Annotated in this window: 10 protein-coding genes and 2 pseudogenes; 9 read left to right on the top strand and 3 right to left on the bottom strand. The window is 73.6% G+C overall.

Going from position 1 to position 15,190, the window contains the following annotated elements:
* Positions 1-42: 42 nt before the first annotated feature.
* The 4 genes and pseudogenes from ABEB13_RS23960 to ABEB13_RS23975 form a co-directional block, all read left to right on the top strand.
* Positions 43-1,395 (top strand): FtsW/RodA/SpoVE family cell cycle protein, encoded by a 1,353-nt coding sequence (locus tag ABEB13_RS23960; RefSeq protein WP_100888833.1) that lies wholly within the window; start codon positions 43-45, stop codon positions 1,393-1,395.
* Between the two features lie 41 nt (positions 1,396-1,436).
* Positions 1,437-2,899, top strand: a pseudogene (locus ABEB13_RS23965) (penicillin-binding transpeptidase domain-containing protein).
* Positions 2,900-2,988: 89 nt separating this feature from the next.
* Entirely contained in the window at positions 2,989-4,311 is a 1,323-nt protein-coding gene (locus tag ABEB13_RS23970) for a hypothetical protein (RefSeq protein WP_345707134.1), read from the top strand.
* A gap of 402 nt (positions 4,312-4,713) precedes the next feature.
* Positions 4,714-5,732: pseudogene (locus ABEB13_RS23975) on the top strand (N,N-dimethylformamidase beta subunit family domain-containing protein); the annotation flags it as partial.
* Between the two features lie 255 nt (positions 5,733-5,987).
* Here the strand turns inward: ABEB13_RS23975 and ABEB13_RS23980 are convergent.
* Entirely contained in the window at positions 5,988-6,971 is a 984-nt protein-coding gene (locus ABEB13_RS23980; RefSeq protein ID WP_345707135.1) for a penicillin-binding transpeptidase domain-containing protein, read from the bottom strand.
* Between the two features lie 80 nt (positions 6,972-7,051).
* Positions 7,052-7,651: an NTF2-like N-terminal transpeptidase domain-containing protein gene (locus ABEB13_RS23985; RefSeq protein ID WP_345707136.1), complete on the bottom strand. Its 600-nt coding sequence runs from the start codon at positions 7,649-7,651 to the stop codon at positions 7,052-7,054.
* Between the two features lie 398 nt (positions 7,652-8,049).
* On the opposite strand from ABEB13_RS23985, the gene ABEB13_RS23990 reads away from it, so the two are divergent.
* Positions 8,050-9,006, top strand: coding sequence for a zinc metalloprotease (locus ABEB13_RS23990; protein WP_345707137.1), 957 nt, complete (start codon positions 8,050-8,052; stop codon positions 9,004-9,006).
* A gap of 57 nt (positions 9,007-9,063) precedes the next feature.
* Here ABEB13_RS23990 and ABEB13_RS23995 read toward each other — a convergent pair whose 3' ends face one another.
* Positions 9,064-10,815, bottom strand: coding sequence for a dolichyl-phosphate-mannose--protein mannosyltransferase (locus ABEB13_RS23995; RefSeq protein ID WP_345709800.1), 1,752 nt, complete (start codon positions 10,813-10,815; stop codon positions 9,064-9,066).
* Positions 10,816-11,031: 216 nt separating this feature from the next.
* On the opposite strand from ABEB13_RS23995, the gene rsmI reads away from it, so the two are divergent.
* The 4 genes from rsmI (at position 11,032) to ABEB13_RS24015 (ending at position 15,160) form a co-directional block, all read left to right on the top strand.
* Complete coding sequence (gene rsmI / locus ABEB13_RS24000; RefSeq protein ID WP_345707138.1) at positions 11,032-11,877, top strand: 16S rRNA (cytidine(1402)-2'-O)-methyltransferase; 846 nt, start codon at positions 11,032-11,034, stop codon at positions 11,875-11,877.
* A 247-nt stretch (positions 11,878-12,124) separates the two neighbouring features.
* Positions 12,125-12,571, top strand: a complete 447-nt coding sequence (locus ABEB13_RS24005; RefSeq protein WP_345707139.1) for a hypothetical protein — start codon at positions 12,125-12,127, stop codon at positions 12,569-12,571.
* 82 nt (positions 12,572-12,653) lie between these two features.
* The gene (metG, locus tag ABEB13_RS24010) at positions 12,654-14,282 is read left to right on the top strand and encodes a methionine--tRNA ligase (RefSeq protein ID WP_345707140.1); all 1,629 of its coding nucleotides are present in this window, start codon (positions 12,654-12,656) and stop codon (positions 14,280-14,282) included.
* Positions 14,282-15,160 (top strand): TatD family hydrolase, encoded by an 879-nt coding sequence (locus ABEB13_RS24015; protein ID WP_345707141.1) that lies wholly within the window; start codon positions 14,282-14,284, stop codon positions 15,158-15,160. Before metG ends, ABEB13_RS24015 begins: the two co-directional genes overlap by 1 nt.
* Positions 15,161-15,190 lie beyond the last annotated feature (30 nt).

Here is a 15,190-nt window from a genome sequence, read left to right on the forward strand (position 1 = left end):
GCCGCCGCCGCCCCTCCCGAACCCGCCTGACAGGAAGCCCGCGTGGCCTCTCCCTCCGCCCTGGCCGCGGACGCCCCCGTGCCCGTCCGCCCGCCGGGCAGCCGCCGCAACACCGAGCTCGTGCTGGTGGTCGCGGCGGTGCTGATCGCCGTCCTCGGCTATGTCGAGGTCGGGGCGGCGATCGACGGCCGGCCGCCGCCGGACGCCGCCGAGTACGGCGCCGCCCTGGGCGTGCTCGCCCTCCTGGCCCACCTCGCCGTCCGCCGCCGGGCACGCTGGGCCGACCCGCTGCTGCTGCCGATCGCCGTCCTGCTCAACGGCATCGGACTGGTCGTCATCTACCGCCTGGACCGGGCCACCCCGCACCACACGGCGGCCCCCACCCAGCTGCTCTGGTCGGCGCTCGGGGTGGCGCTGTTCCTCGCCGTCGTGCTGCTGCTGCCGGACCACCGCTGGCTCCAGCGGTACGCGTACATCTTCGCCCTGGTGGCCCTGGTGCTGCTGGTCCTGCCGATCTTCTTCCCGCCGGTGTACGGCTCACGGATCTGGATCACCATCGGCCCGTTCTCCATCCAGCCCGGCGAGTTCGCCAAGGTGCTGCTGGCGGTCTTCTTCGCCGCGTACCTCGCCGTGCACCGGGACGCCCTCGCGCTGACCGGCCGCCGGATCTGGCGGTTCCAGCTGCCGCGCGGCCGGGTGCTCGGGCCCGTCCTGCTGATCTGGGCCGCGTTCGTCGGCGTCCTGGTGCTGGAGACCGACCTCGGGACGTCGCTGCTGTTCTTCGGGCTCTTCGTGGTCATGCTGTACGTGGCGACCGCCCGCAGCGGCTGGATCGCCATCGGGCTGTTCCTCGCCGCGGCCGGCGCGGTGGGCGTCGGCTGGCTGTCGCCGCACGTGCACAGCCGGGTCACCGACTGGCTGGACCCGCTCGGCTCGATCGCCCGCGGCGCCGGCGCCAACCAGATCGCCCAGTCGCTGTTCGCGTTCGCCTGGGGCGGGCTGCTCGGCACCGGGCTCGGCCTCGGGCACTCGATCCTGATCGGCTTCGCCGCCAAGTCCGACTTCATCCTGGCCACCGTCGGCGAGGAACTCGGCCTGGTCGGGCTGGTCGCCGTGCTGCTGCTCTACGCGCTGCTGATCTCGCGCGGCTTCGCCACCGGCATCGCCCTGCGCGACCCGTTCGGGCGGCTGCTGGCGATCGGGCTCGCCGCCATCGTCGGCCTGCAGGTGTTCGTGGTGGCCGGCGGTGTGCTCGCGCTGATCCCGCTCACCGGGATGACGCTGCCGTTCATCGCGCAGGGCGGCTCCTCGGTCGTCACCAACTGGATCATCGTGGCGCTGCTGGTGCGGATGAGCGACACCGCCCGCCGGCCCAGGACCGAGGCCGACCGGTGAACCCCCGCGAGGACCGCGACGTGGCGCAGGGCCGCCCCGGCATCTCCACCACCGGCCGCCGGGCCGGCACCTTCTGCCTGCTGCTGATCGTCGCGCTCGCCGCCCAGGCAACCAGGATCCAGGTCTTCGAAGCCGACTCGCTCGACCACAACACGGCCAACCAGCGGCTCGCCGTCCAGCGCTACGACCAGCCGCGCGGCAACATCCTCGTCGGCGGCCGGCCGGTCACCGGATCCACCGCCACCGGCGGCCGGTACGACTGGAAGCGCACCTACACCGACGGCCCGCGCTGGGCCGCCGTCACCGGCTACTCCTCGCAGACCTACGGCAACAGCCAGCTGGAGGGCATCTACGACGACCTGCTGTCCGGCACCGACGACCGGCTCTCCGGCTGGGCGGTCTGGGACGCCCTCTCCCGCCGGCAGAACCCCGGCGGCGACGTCGACACCACCCTCGACACCGATGCCCAGGCCGCCGCCCTCCAGGGCCTCGGCGGCCAGAAGGGCGCGGTCGTCGCCATCGAGCCCGCCACCGGCCGGATCCTGGCCCTGGCCAGCACCCCTCCTACGACCCGGGCAGCTTCGCCGGCACCTCCGCCGCCGACCGCGCCGCCTGGGACCGGCTGCACGCCGACGCCGACCAGCCGATGCTCAACCGGGCGCTGCGCCAGATCTACCCGCCCGGCTCCACCTTCAAGGTGGTCACCGCCGCCGCCGCGCTGGCCGGCGGCGTCGTCACCGACCCGGACGCACCCGTCGGCGCCCCCTCCCCGTACATCCTGCCGGGGACCACCACCGAACTGGTCAACGACACCTCCGCCTGCGACGGCACCGGGATCACCCTCACCGAGGCGATGGTGAACTCCTGCAACAGCGTCATGGGCTACCTCGGGGTGAAGACCGGCCTGAACGGCCTCACCGCCATGGCGGAGAACTTCGGCTTCAACGACGCCCGCCTCGACACCCCGGTGCGCGCCGCCCGCTCCAACATCGACACCACCATGAACGCCTCCCAGGTCGCGCTCTCCGCCATCGGCCAGTACGACACCGCCGCCACCCCGCTGGTGATGGCAATGGTCGCGGCCGGCGTCGCCGACAACGGCACGGTGATGCGTCCACAGCTTGTGGACAGACTGACCCGCAGCGACGGCACCCCCATCCAGCTGATGCACCCCGAGGTGTACCGCCGGGCGATGAACGGCTCCGTCGCCGGGCAGGTCCAGCAGCTGATGGTCGACGTCGTCGAGAACGGCACCGGCCGGCGGGCCCGGATCCCCGGCGCCACCGTCGGCGGCAAGACCGGCACCGCCCAGCACGGCGTCGACAACAGCGGCACCCCGTACGCCTGGTTCATCTCCTGGGCCCGCCCCGACGGTTCGAACGCCGTCCCGCCGGTCGCCGTCGCCGTCGTCGTCGCCGACAGCGAGGCCACCGACGTCACCGGCGGCGGCATCGCGGCCCCCATCGCCCGCGCCGTCATGCAGGCCGTCCTCGCCCACGGCTGACACCGGCCCTGCGCCGACCGCGTCAATGCCGCGGGACGCGCCGCACGGTCACCGGGCGCTCACGCTGCGCAGACCATACGCTCTCTGCCATGGTGAGCTCTCGGACGCCCGACCTCCCGGAACCGGAGCGCTGCGCCCTGCTGGGCGCCGCCGCCACCGGCGGCGCCGGCCGTGTCCCCCGGCAGCGGTCCGACAGCCGCTCGACCGCGGCCCGGCTGGCCGCGCACCGCTGGGTGCAACTGCTGGGCTGCACCGTCGCCGGCGGCTGGGCGGCCGCCTTCCCGCTCGTCTCCGACCAGCCGTACCAGGTGCTCTGGGGCACGCTCGCCGCCCCTGCCTACGCGCTGGCCGGGCTGTGCTGCGTCCTGCTGCCCCGGCGCTGGGCGCCGCGGGCGGCCGCCGCGGTGGCGCTGACCGGCGCCGTGCTGCTGCCGCTGGTGCTGCTGGCCGCGACCGGCCGCCACCAGTCCGAGGTGATGGTGGTCGAACGCGCCGCACACCTGCTGCTGCACACCGGCGACCCGTACCTCGCCGCCCCCGTGCACGCCGCCGACTACAACCCGTACCTGCCGGTGATGGCCGTCTTCGGGCTGCCCCGGGCCGTCCTCGGTACCGGCGGTGTCCTCGCGCGGCTGCTCGGCGACGCCCGGATCTGGTTCGCGCTGACCTTCCTCGGCTGCATGTTCGGCAGCTGGCGGCTGCTGCGGGCCGCCCGGGACCGGGCCGCGCTGCTGCCGTTGGCCGTGCTCACCTCCTCGCCGCTGATCGCGCTGGCGCTCTCGGTCGGCGGCGTCGACCTGCCGCTGATCGGCGTCTGCTGCCTGGCGATGGCCCTCGCCGCCCGGGAGCGCACGCTCGCCGCCGGGCTGGTCCTCGCCCTCGCGTGCAGTCTCAAGTGGACGGCCTGGCCCGCCCTGCCGGTCGCCGCCCTGCTGATCTGGCGGCTCTACGGGCGGCGACCCGCGGCCCGCACCGCCGCCGTCGCGCTGACGGCCGCCGGGGCGCTCGTGCTGCCGTTCGCGGTCACCGCCGGCCCGCGGATGCGCGAGCAGGTCGTCCGCTTCCCGTTGGGCCTGGCCGCCGTGCGGACCCCGGCCGGCAGCCCGCTGCCCGGCCGGATGCTGGCCGAGCTCGGCCCCACCGGCCACCTGGTCTCGCTCGTCCTGCTGGGCCTGGGCGGACTCGTGGTCGCGTGCTGGCTGCTCGCCTACCCGCCGGCCTCCGCCATCGCCGCCTGCGACCTGCTGGCGGCCGGGTTGACCGTCGCGTTCGTGCTGGCCCCCGCCGGCCGCTTCGGCTACCTGGCGCTGCCCGCCGTGCTTGCGCTCTGGCCGCGGCTGGCCTCCCGCAGCGTCACCGGGCCGCCGCCCCGCCCGGCCGCCCGGCCGGTGACCGGCCTCGTGCAGGTGTGACCCGGGCTGCGGGCACCCCGTGCGGTGAGCGACGATGAGTCAGCACAGGTGACGGGCAGGGGAGCGGGCAGGATGACTGGGCGGATGCGACGGGCCGCGGGACGGCGGGAGTTCCTCGGGATGGCGGCCCTCGGCGCGGCGGGGCTGACCGGCTGCGACACCGGGTCGGGGGACCGTCCCGGCAAGCCCGCCCCGGCCCAGGCGTCGACCGCGGCCCGCCCCGCGCCGACCGGCACCCACGCCGAGAACGCCCTGCCCGGCAACGCCGACTGGCCGGTCACCAAGGCCGGCCCGCGGGACGCCATCGAGGGGTTCGCCGACCGGGTCAGCGTGCTGCCCGGCGAGAGCTTCGGCCTGTACGTCTCCACCACCGCGCCGGCGTTCCGGATCCGCGCCTACCGGATGGGCTGGTACGGCGGCGCCCGGGCCCGCCTGGTCTGGCACTCCGACGCGCTGCCCGGCACCCGCCAGCAGGCGCCCTCGGTCGACCCCGGCACCCGGATGGTGCGCACCGGCTGGAAGCGCACCACCACGGTGGACACCCGGGGCTGGCCCGAGGGCTGCTACCTGCTCCGGCTGGACGCCGAGGACGGCTCGGGCCAGCGGTTCGTGCCGGTCACCGTCCGCTCCCGGACGACCGCCGGGCGCACCGTCGTGGTGAACGCCGTCACCACCTGGCAGGCCTACAACGAGTGGGCCGGCTACAACCTGTACAACGGCCCGAGCGGCGGCCTCGCCACCCGCTCGCTGCAGGTCACCTTCGACCGGCCGTACGCCTACGACGACGGGGCCGGGCTGTTCCTGGTCTACGAGGCACCGCTGATCGCCCTCGCCGAGCGCCTCGGCCTCCCGCTGGCGTACACCACCACCGTCGACCTGGCCGCCGACGCCGCCCTGCTGCACGGCGCCACCGCCGTGCTCTCGCTCGGCCACGACGAGTACTGGTCGAACGAGCAGCGCCGGCACGTCGAGGCGGCCCGCGACGCCGGCACCAACCTGGCCGTTCTGGGCGCCAACTGCTGCTTCCGCCGGGTCCGCTACGAGCCGTCCGAGCTCGGCGCGGACCGGGTCGTGGTCTGCTGGAAGGGCGCTTGGAAGGAGGACCCGGGCTACCGCGCCGGCAAGGCCGCCACCACCGACTTCCGGTCCGCGCCCGGCGCCGACCCGGAGAGCTCCCTGCTGGGCGTCATCTACGACGGCTACCCGGTGGACGCCCCGTACGTGGTCACCTCGCCCGGCCACTGGCTGTTCGCCGGCACGGGGGTGAAGGCCGGCGACTCCTTCCCGCACCTGGTCGGCGTCGAGTACGACCGGGTGAACACCGGCTTCCCCACCCCCGCCCGATCGAGATCGTCGCCCACTCGCCGGTGGTCTGCGAGAGCCGGCACAGCTACGCCGACACCGCGTACTGGACGACGCCCGGCGGTGCCGGGATCTTCGCCAGCGGGACGATGCGCTGGGTGGAGGCCCTGGACGCCAACGGGATCGGCGGCACCCGGGCCGACCACGGCATGGACGCGCACGCCGGTGACCTGGTGCGGCGGGTCACCGAGAACGTGCTGACCCTGTTCGCGGCCGGCCCGGCCGGCCGGGTGCACCCGGCCGTCGACAACGTCGCCGCCGTCTACGGCCGGGGCTGACCGGGGCCGGTCGCCGATCCGTCGGTTTCCTGTCCGTCAGTTGCCGATCCGCAGCAGCTTGGCGGCGGCCGGGCCCGCGGTGGTGGCGCCGTGCTGGCCGTTCTCCACCTCGGCCGCCACGGCGAGGTCGCCGCGGTAGGCGACGAACCAGGCGTGGGTGCCCTGGCCGTCGACCTCGGCGGTGCCGGTCTTGGCGCCGACGCCGGGGATGCCGGCCATCGGCTCGGCCGCGGTGCCGCTCTGCGCGGTCGTCACCATCATCGACTTCAGCGCCTTCTGCACCGAGGACGAGAGGTTGCGGCTCGCGGTGGCCACCCCGTCCGTCATGCCGGGGACGAGCACCGGCTGGTGGAAGGTGCCGTTCTGCACGGTCGCCGCGACCGACGCCATGGCCAGCGAGTTGGTGCGGATCGCGCCCTGGCCGATGAACTCCGGCAGCTCGGCGTTGATGTTCGACACCGTCGGGATGGAGGTGTCGAAGTTCGTCACGCCGGTGTGCCACTCCAGGCCGAGCCCGAAGACCTCCTTGGCGATCCGCGGCAGCGAGTCCGGCTGGAGCCGGTCGTGGCCGGTGTTGATGAAGGCGGTGTTGCACGACTCGGCGAAGTCCTGCCGGAACTTCCAGTCCAGGTGCGCCTCGGTGAAGTCGTTCTTGACCTGCTGGCCGCCCGCGGTGGTCGCCGCCGGGCAGGCGATCGGGGTGTCCGGGGTGACGCCGGCCTCCAGCAGGGCCGCCGCGGTGACCACCTTCATGGTGGAGCCGGGCGCCGTGCCGCCGGTGAAGGCCCGGTTCCCGCCCACCGGGCTGTTGGCCACGGCCAGGATGTTGCCGGTGGAGGGCTCGACGGCGACCACCGAGGCGGCCCTGGTGCCGCCCTGGGACTGCTCCTTGACCGCCTCCTCCGCGGCCTGCTGGAGCTTCGCGTCGATGGTGAGCTTCAGCGGCGGCCCCGGCTTGGGCTCGGTGATGGTGAACAGCCGCTCCGGGGTGCCCGTGCCGTCGGCGTACGAGGCCACCACGCCGCTGCCCGCGTCCCCCGGCGCGGACGCGGCGGACTGCTTGAAGCCCGCCAGGATCGCGGTCAGCGACGGGAAGGACGTCAGTGGCTTGCCGTTGCGGTCGCTGACCGAGCCGGGGGTGCGTACACCGGCTTGACGTCGATCGTCCTGCCCGTGCCCAGCGCCGGGTGGATCACCGACGGCGCCCAGTGCACGGCGGCCTTGCCGTCGCTCATCTTCACCATGCCGAGCGAGCCGGTGTACGTCCAGGCGGCCGTGCTGCCGGTGAACTCCACCTTGGCCGAGAAGGTCAGCGGCACCTGGTGCGCGGCCGGGGCGGCGGAGGACCCGGCCGCCGGGGAGGCTCCCGGCGCGGGCTGCCCCGCCCCCGGGGTGAAGGTGACGGCGCTGGGTTTGACCTTCGTCCGGAAGGCCGTCAGGGCCGCCGTCGCCTCGCCCGGCTGGTCGGTGAGCGCGCCCGCCGCCTCCAGGTCGCCCTTGGCCCAGGCGTCCAGGAAGGCCTTCTCCACGTCGGCGGCCTGCTGCGCGGTCGGCGGCTGGTCGACCACCGTCCTCGGCCCGGCGTGCTGGGCGGTCGAGCCGCCGGTCACCGCCGTCGCGATGTTGTAGACCCCGTAGCCGGCGATCCCGGCCATGCCGGTGGCCACGACCGCGATGCCTATCACGACGCCCTTGTGCATGAGTCCCCCGAGTGATGCGGATGATGTTGACCACCACCGTTAGCACAAGAGTTCCGTGCACTCACGACACATCCGCCAGTTGTGACACACCCGCGATGCGGTGCCGCGCCGGGCTCGCGCCGCACGGCCGTACCTGACTGTCCGTCACATGACGTGCCGGGGCCAGGATCCGCTCCGTCCGGTGGCGCCAGGGGCCGTTCGGGCGACCGTGCGGGGACCGTTCGGGTGGGAACCGTGGCGTGTTGGGGCGCCGTCACGCCGCTTCGGCCCGTCCGTGGTGACGCTGACCGGACAGGGGCGATGCGCCCCTACCGTCATACGAGAGGATCGGTGGATTTGTAGTGCTCAGGTCATCGACGGCGGCCCTGGCCGCGACCTTGGTGGCAAGTATCGGACTGGTGGCCATCACACCGGCCGTGCACGCCTCTGCTGCCACCCGCCAGCGCACGCTCTGTGTCGAGCCCCCGCGCGAGGGCTTCGGCGGTGCCGTGAAGGACGGCAGCGCCGACGACCCGACGCTGGAGCAGTCGGCCCGTCAGGAGCGCAACCTCGCCGACGCGCTCAAGGAGCGCGAGGGGCTCTACACGCCGCTGGAGCTGCCCGGGCCCCCCAACGAACTCCACGCGGACGTGCCGAACGGGAGCGTCGCCATCCCCGTCCACGTCCACGTCCTCTTCGACCCCGCGCGGCCGGAGACCCGGCTGACCGAGGACGAGATCGCCTCCCAGATGACAGAGCTGAACCGTGCGTTCAGCGGGGACGCACAGAGCCCCGACACCCCGTTCCGCTTCAATCTGGCCGACACCGACTACACCGCCAACGACTTCCAGCTCGTCGTCGACACTCCGCGGTTCGACACCATCAAGAAGTCGCTCAACAAGGGCGGCCTCAACGAGCTCAACCTGTACGTCGCCAACCCGAGCACCCCGGAGGGCCTCGAACTCCTCGGCCAGGCGTCCTTCCCCGGCGGCGCGGCCGAGAAGGACTTCGCCCTGATCGGGTGGGACACCATCCCCGGCGCGCGCGGCGGCGCCATGGAGGGCAAGACCGCCGACCACGAGGTCGGCCACTGGCTCAACCTGCTGCACACCTTCGAGAACGGCTGCGGCGTTCCCGGCGACTACATCTCCGACACCCCGCCCGAGGCGTACGCGGCCTCCGGCTGTCCGACCATCGCCGTCCCCGGCCCGTACAACCCGTTCCACAACTACATGGACTACACGGACGACCCCTGCATGTTCCAGTTCACCCCGAACCAGGTCCAGCGGATGGCCGACTCCTGGGTGGGCTTCCGGATGCCCGTCCCGGCCGGCCGCTCGGTGCCCGCGACCCACGACACCATCACCGTGCGCTGACCCGACCACCGCGTCGACGCCGGGCGGCACCGCTCGGAGCGGTGCCGCCCGGCGCGGCTAGATCCAGGTGGTGAACCACATCCGGGCCCGCCAGTCCTCCATCGGGATGGTCTGGCCGGTGAACAGCGGATAGAAGTACAGGAAGTTCCACACCACGGCGAAGACCAGCAGCCCGGCCGCGGCGCCGCCGACCAGCCGGCGGTCCCGGCCCGCCGTGGCGGGGCCGATCATGGCGCCGATCATCATGGTCACCGCCAGCACCAGGAACGGCACGAACGCCACCGCGTAGAACAGGAAGATCGTCCGCTGCTGGTAGCCGAACCACGGCAGGTAGCCCGCCGCCAGGCCGCACAGCACCGCACCCGCCCGCCAGTCGCGCCGCGCCGCCCAGCGGTACAGGCAGTAGACCAGCGCGACCACGCCCGCCCACCACAGCACCGGCGTGCCGATCCCCAGCACCTCGCGGGCGCACTCGGAGACCTTGCAGCCGGACTGCCCCAGCTTCGGCGACTCGTAGAAGTAGGACACCGGCCGGCCGAGCACCAGCCAGCTCCACGGGTTCGACTGGTAGGTGTGCGGGCTCGTCAGGTGCACGTGGAAGTCGTACATCGTGGCGTGGTAGTGCCACAGGCTGCGCAGCCCGGCCGGCACCCAGCTCAGGTCGACCTGGGGCAGCTTCAGCCCGAAGAGGTGGTCCGGCGACAGGCCGGCGCGGTGCAGCGCCCAGTCCCGGCCGTAGCCGCCCTTGCCCGGAGCGGTGCTGCTCAGGAACCAGCCCGTCCAGGAGGCGATGTACGTCACGACGGCCAGCGCCAGCATCACCGGGCCGGCCACCAGCGCGTCCCACAGGCCGAACAGCACCCAGTTCCGGCAGCCGACCTGCCGGCGGGCCCCGATGTCCCAGCAGACGCTCAGCAGGGCGAAGGCCAGCAGCGCGTACATGCCGCTCCACTTGGTGGCCGACATCAGGCCCAGCGACACCGCCGCCGCCAGCCGGTACGGCCGCCACCCCAGGAACAGCCAGTCCCCGGCCGGGGCCTGCTCCAGCCGTTCGGCGAGCAGCCCCCTCGTCCGGTCGCGGTCGAGCAGCAGGAAGCCGAACGCCGCCAGGAACCAGAACATCACCACAAGGTCCAGCAGCGCCGCCCGGCTCATCACGAAGTGCAGGCCGTCCACGGCCAGCAGCAGCCCGGCCACGCAGCCCAGGAGGGTCGAACGGAAGAGCCGGCGCCCGATCCGGGCGATCATCAGGATCGACACCATGCCGAGCAGCGCGGTCATGAAGCGCCAGCCGACCGGGTTCATCCCGTAGATCTGCTCGCCCAGGCCGATCAGCCACTTCCCGACCGGCGGGTGCACGATGTACGCCGGGTCCGTCCGGTACGGCACCGACGGGTTCGCGGCGAGGATCCTGCCGTTGGCGTCGTCCCCCCAGCTGGTCTCGTAGCCGCCCTGCCAGAGCGCGTACGCGTCCTTGGCGTAGTACGTCTCGTCGAAGATCAGCGCGTGCGGCGAGCCCAGCTGCCACAGCCGCAGCACGCCGCCGAACAGCGCGACCGCGGCCGGGCCCAGCCACCCCGACCAGTAGCACAGCCAGGACCAGAGGCGGTCCGGCAGCCGCAGGCCCAGACGCATCAGCACCGGGGACGGCGGCACCACGTCCGGGGTCACCCCCGGCCCGTCCGGCATCGGCGGCACCAGGCTCTCGGCGACCGTCGGCCGCTCCGGTGCCCGGTAGCCGTACCGGGCCAGCTGCCGCTGCCACCCGGAGAGCTCGGGCTCCGCCTCCCGCGGCGCGGGCAGATCCACGCCGGACGGCGCGCCGTCCGGCTCCGCCGCGGGCGCGCTCAGCAGGGCCACCCCGCCCTGGTCGGTGTGGTCCGCGCCCAGGGGCGCCTCAGGTGCCGTGTCGCCGCTCACGCGCCACATCGTAGGGGCGTACTCCGGGCAGGAGGAGGCCCCCTCCGAAGCTGCCCGGTTCGTCACGCTTCTCCCGTCGGGCGGTCCGCCTGCAAGGATGGGCCCGTGACAGGAGTACTCGTTCTCGCAGGCACCCCCATCGGCGACGTCTCCGACGCCCCGCCCCGACTGCTCACCGAGCTGGCCGGCGCGGACGTCATCGCGGCCGAGGACACCCGCCGGCTGCGCCGGCTGACCCAGGCGCTCGGCGTGACCCCGGCCGGCCGGGTCGTCTCCTACTTCGAGGGCAACGAGGTCGGCCGCACCCCGGAACTCGTGGAGGCGCTGGTCGGCGGTGCCCGGGTGCTGCTGGTCACCGACGCCGGGATGCCCTCGGTCTCCGACCCGGGCTACCGCCTGGTGGACGCCGCGGTCGCGGCCGGGATCAAGGTCACCGCGGTGCCCGGGCCGTCCGCCGTGCTCACCGCGCTCGCCCTCTCCGGCCTGCCGGTCGACCGCTTCACCTTCGAGGGCTTCCTGCCGCGCAAGACCGGGGACCGGGCCCGGCAGCTCGCCGAGGTCGCCGCCGAGCCGCGCACCATGGTCTTCTTCGAGGCGCCGCACCGGATCGCCGAGACGCTGGCCGCGATGGCCACCGCCTTCGGCGCGGACCGGCCGGGCGCGGTCTGCCGGGAGCTCACCAAGACGTACGAGGAGGTCCGCCGCGGCCCGCTCGGCGACCTGGCGGCCTGGGCCGCCGACGGCGTCCGGGGCGAGATCACCGTGGTGGTGGCCGGCGCCCCGCCGGCCGCGCCCGCCGCGGTCGGCCCGGCCGAGCTGGCCCGGCGGGTGGCCGTCCGGGAGGAGGCCGGCGAGCGCCGCAAGGAGGCGATCGCCGCCGTCGCGGCCGAGCTCGCGCTGCCCAAGCGCGAGGTGTTCGACGCCGTCGTCGCGGCCAAGAACGCCGGCTGACACCCGGCCCGTACGGGCTCCCGCAGCCGCAGGCCGGGAAGGGTGCCGGTGGCCCGCACCGCGCGTACCGTGGAGGGGAACACCAGGGCGGGAGCCCCCGATCGGGGCCCCGCAGCCGGCTTCGTACAGGTCTCACCAACGCACGTCCAAGACTTGACAAGTCGGGTAAGGAAGCGTTCCCCGCGGGAACCCCTCGGATGGAAAGACCCGAGCCGGACGACCGTCCGGCGGGCACTGGGAGACGGCTATGAGCGAGACGATCGGTAGCCCTCTGACTGGCAACACGCCCACCGGCGGCGGAGTGACCACCCGGCCGTCGACCGCCGTGGAGACCGTGCGGGAGGCCTACTCGTTCGCGTGCCTGAGCTGCGGCTACGGCTGGGAACAGGCCTACGACATCGAGCACCACGCGGACCGTGAGGGTCGCATCGTCTTCGAGTACAAGGCGAACGGGGTCCGGGTCCCCTCGCCGCTGCGCCAGCCGACCTGCCCCGGCTGCGGCGGGCACAAGGTGCGGATCATGCGCGAGGGGCGGGTGGCCAGCGCCGAGCACTCGGTGCACCACGCCCCCGGGTTCTCCTCGCACGCCGAGCCCGCCGACAGCCCGGCCCCGGCGGCCCCGGCGGCCCCGGCCGCCGTGCCGAGCGGTCAGCGCCGCCGCTGGTACCAGTTCTTCGGACACCGCGCCGACTGACCTCCGGCGCCCGTCGCACCGGGGCCCGCTCCCGCCCTCGCCGGTCGAGGGCGGACTCCGGGCGCGACTAGGATTCCCAGGCATGGCGGCCACTGCAGACCACAGCACCACCGGGGCTCCGTCCTCCGCGGACCCGGCGTACTACGTCACCACCCCGATCTACTACGTGAACGACCGCCCGCACCTGGGCCACGCGTACACCACGGTCGCGGGCGACGTCCTCACCCGCTGGCACCGCCAGCGCGGCGAGAGCGTCTGGTACCTCACCGGCACCGACGAGCACGGCCAGAAGATCCTGCGCACGGCGGAGGCCAACGGCGTCACGCCGCAGGAGTGGTGCGACCGGCTGGTCGAGGAGGCCTGGAAGCCCCTCTGGCAGCACCTGGACATCGCCAACGACGACTTCATCCGGACGACCCAGCAGCGGCACACCGACCGGGTGCAGGAATTCGTCCAGGACCTCTTCGACAAGGGCGAGATCTACAAGGGCGGCTACTCGGGCCCGTACTGCGTGGGCTGCGAGGAGTACAAGCTCCCCGGTGAACTGCTGCCCGGCGCCACCGACGACGAGAAGCTCTGCCCGATCCACAAGAAGCCGGTCGAGTGGCTGGAGGAGGAGAACTACTTCTTCCGCCTCTCCGCCTACGGCCCGAAGCTGCTGGAGTTCTACGCCGCCAACCCGGACTTCATCGCGCCGGCCTCCGCGCGCAACGAGGTGCTGCGCTTCGTCGAGCAGGGCCTGCAGGACCTCTCGATCTCCCGTTCCACCTTCAACTGGGGCGTGCCGCTGCCCTGGGACGAGAAGCACGTCCTCTACGTGTGGGTGGACGCGCTGCAGAACTACATCACCGCCGCCGGGTACGGCACCGACCAGGAGCGCTTCGAGCGGCTCTGGCCGGCCTCCGTCCACCTGGTGGGCAAGGACATCCTGCGCTTCCACGCGGTCATCTGGCCCGCCATGCTGATGGCCGCCGGCCTGCCGCTGCCCAAGCGGGTCGTCGCCAACGGCTGGCTGATGGTCGGCGGCGAGAAGATGTCCAAGTCCAACCTGACCGGCATCGCCCCGCAGGACCTCACCTCGCACTTCGGCGTGGACGCCTACCGCTACTACTTCCTGCGGGCGATCCCCTTCGGCACCGACGGCTCGTTCTCCTGGGAGGACTTCACCGCCCGGTACACCTCCGAGCTCGCCAACGACTTCGGCAACCTCGCCTCCCGGGTCGCGGCCATGGTCGGGAAGTACCACGGTGGCTCGCTGCCGGCCGCCACCGCGGCGGGCGCCGCCGAGCAGGCCGTCGCCGACGGCCTGGTGAAGGCCGCCGGGCAGGCCGACCTGAAGATCGGCGAGGAGCTGGACTTCGCGGGCGGCATCGCGGCGATCTTCGAGTTCGTCAAGCAGGTCAACGGCTACCTCACCGAACAGGAGCCGTGGAAGGTCGCCAAGGACACCTCGGAGGAGGGGCAGGCCCGCCTCGCCACCATCCTCTACACCGCCGCCGAGGCGCTGCGCGCCACCGCGGTGCTGCTCAACCCGCTGATGCCGGCCACCGCGCAGAAGCTGTGGGACTCCCTCGGTGCCGAGGCGCCGCTCGGCGCCCTCGGCGCGCAGACCATCGGCACCGTCGCCGACTGGGGCCGACTGCCCGCCGGGGCCATCGTCACCAAGGGCGACATCCTGTTCCCCCGCCTCGAAGAGAAGCCCGCCTCCTGATGGCCGGGAAGAACGACGACCGGTCGACCCCGCCGCCGCTGCCCGAGCCGCTGGCCGTGGCGGTCGCCGACTCGCACACCCACCTGGACATGCAGGACGGCACCCCGGCCGAGGGCCTCGCCCGGGCCGCCTCGGTCGGCGTGACCACGGTCGTCCAGGTCGGCTGCGACGTGCGCGGCTCCCGCTGGGCGGCGGACCTCGCCGCCGAGTTCGAGGCCGTGCACGCGGCCGTCGCCCTGCACCCCAACGAGGCGCCGCGGATCTTCCTCGGCGACCCCGACGGGTGGTCCGGGCAGCACCGCGCACCCGGCGGGGCGAAAGCCCTGGACGACGCGCTCGCCGAGATCGACGCGCTCGCCGCGCTCCCGCAGGTGCTCGCCGTCGGTGAGACCGGGCTCGACTACTTCCGCACCGGGCCGGAGGGCGTCGACATCCAGAAGGAGTCCTTCCGCCGCCACATCGAGATCGCCAAGCGGCACGGCAAGGCGCTCGTCATCCACGACCGGGACGCCCACGACGACGTCATCGCCCTGCTGCTGGAGGAGGGCGCCCCCGAGCGCACCGTCTTCCACTGCTACTCCGGCGACGCCGCGATGGCGAAGGTCTGCGCCGAGCACGGCTGGTACCTCTCCTTCGCCGGCCCGGTCACCTACAAGGCCAACCACGCCCTGCGCGAGGCCCTGGCGGTGACCCCGCTGGACCGTGTGCTGGTCGAGACGGACGCACCCTTCCTGACCCCGCACCCGTTCCGCGGCCGCCCCAACGCGCCCTACCTCATCCCCGTCACCCTGCGGGCGATGGCCGCCCACCGGGGCATCGGCGAGGACGAGATGGCCACCGCGATCGCGGCGAACACGGCCCGCGCGTTCGGGTACTGACACCCGGGGGACGTCGTGATCCGGCGGTAC

It is taken from the genome of Kitasatospora paranensis (genome assembly GCF_039544005.1).
GTDB lineage: Bacteria > Actinomycetota > Actinomycetes > Streptomycetales > Streptomycetaceae > Kitasatospora > Kitasatospora paranensis.

Bases quoted from the DNA above. Each gene is read 5' to 3' on its own strand.
- ABEB13_RS24005 (WP_345707139.1), top strand. From the start codon at position 12,125: ATGAGCGAGACGATCGGTAGCCCTCTGACTGGCAACACGCCCACCGGC.
- ABEB13_RS23970 (WP_345707134.1), top strand. From the start codon at position 2,989: ATGGTGAGCTCTCGGACGCCCGACCTCCCGGAACCGGAGCGCTGCGCC.
- ABEB13_RS23985 (WP_345707136.1), bottom strand. From the start codon at position 7,651: ATGCACAAGGGCGTCGTGATAGGCATCGCGGTCGTGGCCACCGGCATG.
- metG (WP_345707140.1), top strand. From the start codon at position 12,654: ATGGCGGCCACTGCAGACCACAGCACCACCGGGGCTCCGTCCTCCGCG.
- ABEB13_RS24015 (WP_345707141.1), top strand. From the start codon at position 14,282: ATGGCCGGGAAGAACGACGACCGGTCGACCCCGCCGCCGCTGCCCGAG.